Here is a 4495-nt window from a genome sequence, read left to right on the forward strand (position 1 = left end):
TTGTCGGAGACGATCATCTTCGGAGCACCCCGCCGGGTGATGAGCCTGGACAGTTCCCTGGCGACCCGCACGCCGGACAGGGAGACATCGACGACCACGGCCAGGGCTTCCCGGGTGAAGTCGTCGACCACGCAGAGCGTGCGGAACCGGCGGCCATCGCTGAGAGCGTCCGATACGAAGTCCAGGCTCCATCGCTCATTCGCCTGTTCCGGCAGGAGCATGGGTGAACGTGTGCCTGTCGCCCGCTTTCGCCCACGTCGTCGTTTCACGGCCAGTCCCTCCTCGGCATAGATCCGGTAGATCTTCTTGTGATTGGCGCTGAGGCCCTCGCGGTCCAGCAGGATGCCGAGCCTGCGATAGCCGAACCGGCGGCGTTCACCGGCCAGCTCCCGTAGCCTCTGGCGCAACTTCTCGTCACCGCCATCGCGTTTTTCATACTGGAAGGTGGACCGATCGAGATCGGCCAGCCGGCAGGCCCGACGCTCCGACAGGCCATGCACTTCCATCACGTGGTGCACGGCCTTCCGTTTGGCGTCGGGCGTCAGAAGTTTTTTGTCGCCAGGTCCTTCAGGGCGGCATTGTCCAGCATTGCATCGGCCAGGAGGCGCTTCAGCTTCGAGTTCTCCTCCTCCAGCGTCTTCAGCCGCCGGGCGTCCGACACCGTCATGCCGCCGAACTTCGCCTTGTACTTGTAGAAGGTCGCATCCGAGATGCCGTACTTGCGGCAGATATCGGCTGTCTTCACGCCAGCCTCGTGCTCCCGGATCATCCCAATGATCTGTTCTTCGGAAAATCGTGATTTGCGCATTTGTCATCCTCTTCGTGTCGAGGACTCTGCAAATTCATGGCCGGAATTTACGGGGCTGGGTCAAATGTTGTTGCGGATCGCCTCGATGCGATCACTCAGTTGCTTGATCCTGGTATTCAGGCTGACCTGCGTCCCAAGGTTTTTTTCTTTCTTCAGTTTATTGCGGACTTCGGCCCGCTCCTGATGAAGCTTTTCCATCTGCCTCAGAGCCTCCAGTCGGTTGCCGTTCGATTTTGTCTTCTCCGATGGCGGTTCGTAGCGACCTGAGTGGCTTGCGCAGTTTAGTGCGATTATCCGTCCCACAGCATCCTGATAGAAGGCGTAGAGGTTGCGGAAGCTGAAGTTCGATACGCGGAAGTCAGACAGGAAGGCTTGTTGTTCGGCGCGAGCGGCGGTCATATCGATCCACCCCGTATCATAGATGTTTTCGACCACGATCTTGTTCGCGTCGGCTCGGTTGATCCGCTTGTCGGCGGCATTGATCGCGAGACCATTGCCCCGCACGAAAACGATCAGAATCGGATAGGGAATGGCCTTCTGGATGACAGCCGCGATCCGCGTACACCGCTCAATGGCCGAGAGCATCACCTGAAGGACAGCAATCTCCAGATACTCGTGCGTGTCATCTTCCAGCTTCGGGATGTTTATCGTGGACGGCTTGAGCGTATAGGCCCAGTCGATCCCCTCGATGTCCTCAACAAACGCCTTCTTATCCGCCGCGCCGAGCTGGCCGTGCTCGTAAAACTGTTTCTTGAACAACCGCTTTCCAAGAGCGCACGCTTCAGGAAGGCCCAGATTTTCATAGAAGTCTTCGATGCTGCGAATGTCGCTCATGACGCGTTCACCACCATGTAGCTGATGACCTCGAAGTCCTCCATGCCCTGGAAGCTATCCTTCGTCAGATTGGTACCGCCCCGCGAAAAGAGGCTTTCCACACCTTTCTCCTCAGACTTGCCGATGATGCTGCTGACCGCGATCTCCAACAGATTGCGATAGTGGCTCATATCCTTGCCGTTATTGGTGAGGGCGTCCATCCGCGCGACAGCGCCCGCATCTGGCGCGGGCTTTCCATGCCCGTGCTTCTTGAGGACGTCCATTATCCGCTTGGACTGGACGAAGTTGAGATCGACTGCGCCGTCATCGGACACATAGGTCAGGTAGTACGGGGCGAGCGCATATCCGTCCTCGCGATTTACCTGCTTGCCGACATTTTTCAGGCAGAATGCAACGCCTGACGGAAGCCCTTCAACCTTCAGCCCCTTATCAAGGGTCGCCGCTGCGTAGAGGCCGATGGGCGAGTCTTCCAGTGCGTCCAAGTGCTCTTTCATGTACTCGGACAGGTCCATGCGGAAGTCGTTCAAGGTGAGGTCGGTGATCGAGACACCACCGGACATATCCTCCAGATCAACCACTGCGTTCTGAAGCTGGTGAAGCTGCTTTCGGCGGTACTCCAGATCATTCATCGCCCCAGATGCGTCTTGCTCGATGACATTCTCTTCGCCTGTCGCGGAGATATCGAGAAGCACCATCCGTCCGCTGACACGCGCTTCAAGATTGATGTACTCGTCCAGCTCCATGTTGGGCCAGAAGTTCACCAACTGAATCGCTTTGTTGGTTGAGCCCAAGCGGTCGATACGTCCGAAGCGTTGGATGATGCGCACGGGGTTCCAGTGAATGTCGTAGTTCACTAGATAGTCACAGTCTTGAAGGTTCTGCCCTTCGGATATACAGTCGGTGGCGATCAATAGATCGATCTCTTCCGTTGCCTTCGCGTCAATCTTGCCGCGCTCCTTCGACCTTGGAGAGAAGGATGCAAGCAAGCTATCAAAGTTGTTGCTATGGCCTGGGAGAGTTGTCTTGTTTGTGCCGCTGCCCGTGATCTGAGCCGAATAGACGCCAAGCTCGTCACGTGCCCAGTCCGCGATGTTCCCGTATAGGTACCCAGCGGTGTCCGAGAAGGCCGTGAAGACGATGATCTTTCGGTTTCCCTCGTTGATAGGATTTTGGCACTTTTCGGCGATCAACTGCTTGAGCGACAAGAGCTTTGCATCGCGACTGGCTTCGATCTTGCGGGCCTCATCCAGAAGCTCTTCAAGTTTGGCGCGGTCGTCCTCAAGATCCTGACGCCATCGATGCTCGTCCATATCCTTAATGAGAACTTTGACCTTGCGACCGATCAGATAGTCATCGAATTCAGGCGCATCGGTTTCGATGTCCTCAATGCTCAGCTCTTCGACGTCATCGGATGAATGGGAATCAAGCTTTTCGAGAAGCATCTCTACTTCCCCAAGAAGCTTTCCAAGAGTGAGCGCGAACGAACTGATCGAGCTTTCCATTCGCTTGAGCAGGTTGACCCGCATCAGGTGGATAAGGCTCTGTTCACGGTCCACCTGCCGGAACACAGATGACCCGTCCTTAACCTGAATATCGTATTTCCGACTGTACTCTTCCCGCCGATCTCCACGCACATACTTAAGTGGAGAGTAAGCGCTCAGGTTAAGTTTTCTTATCGTCTTGTTGATATCCTTCAAGGGTGGAAACTGGTCGTCAGTATCAATGTCGGCTTTGATATTCAGGGGCTGCAATCTCTCGGGAAACGATCCGATCTCCCCGAGGTCGTAATACTTTTCGATATGCTTGCGCGAACGTGCGATGGTGAGAAGGTCGAGCAACTTGAAGTAGTCGAAGTTCATGCTGTCTAGGAGCGCTTCGACGTTGCGCTCACTGTCGCCCAGCTTCAGCCATTGATTGAAACGAGTCTGAGACTTGCGCAGCGTCTCTTCGACGCTGTTGATGCCGTTGTCAGCGAAAGCACTTGACCCAGCCCCGTAAATTCCGGCCATGAATTTGCAGAGTCCTCGACACGAAGAGGATGACAAATGCGCAAATCACGATTTTCCGAAGAACAGATCATTGGGATGATCCGGGAGCACGAGGCTGGCGTGAAGACAGCCGATATCTGCCGCAAGTACGGCATCTCGGATGCGACCTTCTACAAGTACAAGGCGAAGTTCGGCGGCATGACGGTGTCGGACGCCCGGCGGCTGAAGACGCTGGAGGAGGAGAACTCGAAGCTGAAGCGCCTCCTGGCCGATGCAATGCTGGACAATGCCGCCCTGAAGGACCTGGCGACAAAAAACTTCTGACGCCCGACGCCAAACGGAAGGCCGTGCACCACGTGATGGAAGTGCATGGCCTGTCGGAGCGTCGGGCCTGCCGGCTGGCCGATCTCGATCGGTCCACCTTCCAGTATGAAAAACGCGATGGCGGTGACGAGAAGTTGCGCCAGAGGCTACGGGAGCTGGCCGGTGAACGCCGCCGGTTCGGCTATCGCAGGCTCGGCATCCTGCTGGACCGCGAGGGCCTCAGCGCCAATCACAAGAAGATCTACCGGATCTATGCCGAGGAGGGACTGGCCGTGAAACGACGACGTGGGCGAAAGCGGGCGACAGGCACACGTTCACCCATGCTCCTGCCGGAACAGGCGAATGAGCGATGGAGCCTGGACTTCGTATCGGACGCTCTCAGCGATGGCCGCCGGTTCCGCACGCTCTGCGTGGTCGACGACTTCACCCGGGAAGCCCTGGCCGTGGTCGTCGATGTCTCCCTGTCCGGCGTGCGGGTCGCCAGGGAACTGTCCAGGCTCATCACCCGGCGGGGTGCTCCGAAGATGATCGTCTCCGACAA

General features: G+C 56.9%; 1 protein-coding gene and 3 pseudogenes. 1 reads left to right on the forward strand and 3 read right to left on the reverse strand.

Annotated features, from left to right (window positions below):
* The 3 genes and pseudogenes from B8784_RS21980 to B8784_RS14845 form a co-directional block, all read right to left on the reverse strand.
* Positions 1-808: pseudogene (locus tag B8784_RS21980) on the reverse strand (IS3 family transposase); the annotation flags it as partial.
* Between the two features lie 60 nt (positions 809-868).
* A complete protein-coding gene (locus B8784_RS14840) occupies positions 869-1642 on the reverse strand; it encodes a DUF4391 domain-containing protein (protein WP_084398717.1) in 774 nt (257 codons plus the stop codon).
* Positions 1639-3624: pseudogene (locus B8784_RS14845) on the reverse strand (C-terminal helicase domain-containing protein); the annotation flags it as partial. The pseudogene B8784_RS14845 and the gene B8784_RS14840, both read right to left, overlap by 4 nt.
* Before the next feature lie 63 nt (positions 3625-3687).
* Here B8784_RS14845 and B8784_RS21985 point away from each other — a divergent pair.
* Positions 3688-4495: pseudogene (locus tag B8784_RS21985) on the forward strand (IS3 family transposase); the annotation flags it as partial.

Origin of the sequence: Henriciella aquimarina (assembly GCF_002088975.1) — a bacterium.
Lineage (GTDB): Bacteria > Pseudomonadota > Alphaproteobacteria > Caulobacterales > Hyphomonadaceae > Henriciella > Henriciella aquimarina.

Excerpts from the sequence above, each read along its gene's own strand:
- B8784_RS14840 (WP_084398717.1), bottom strand. The coding sequence starts at position 1,642 with ATGAGCGACATTCGCAGCATCGAAGACTTCTATGAAAATCTGGGCCTT.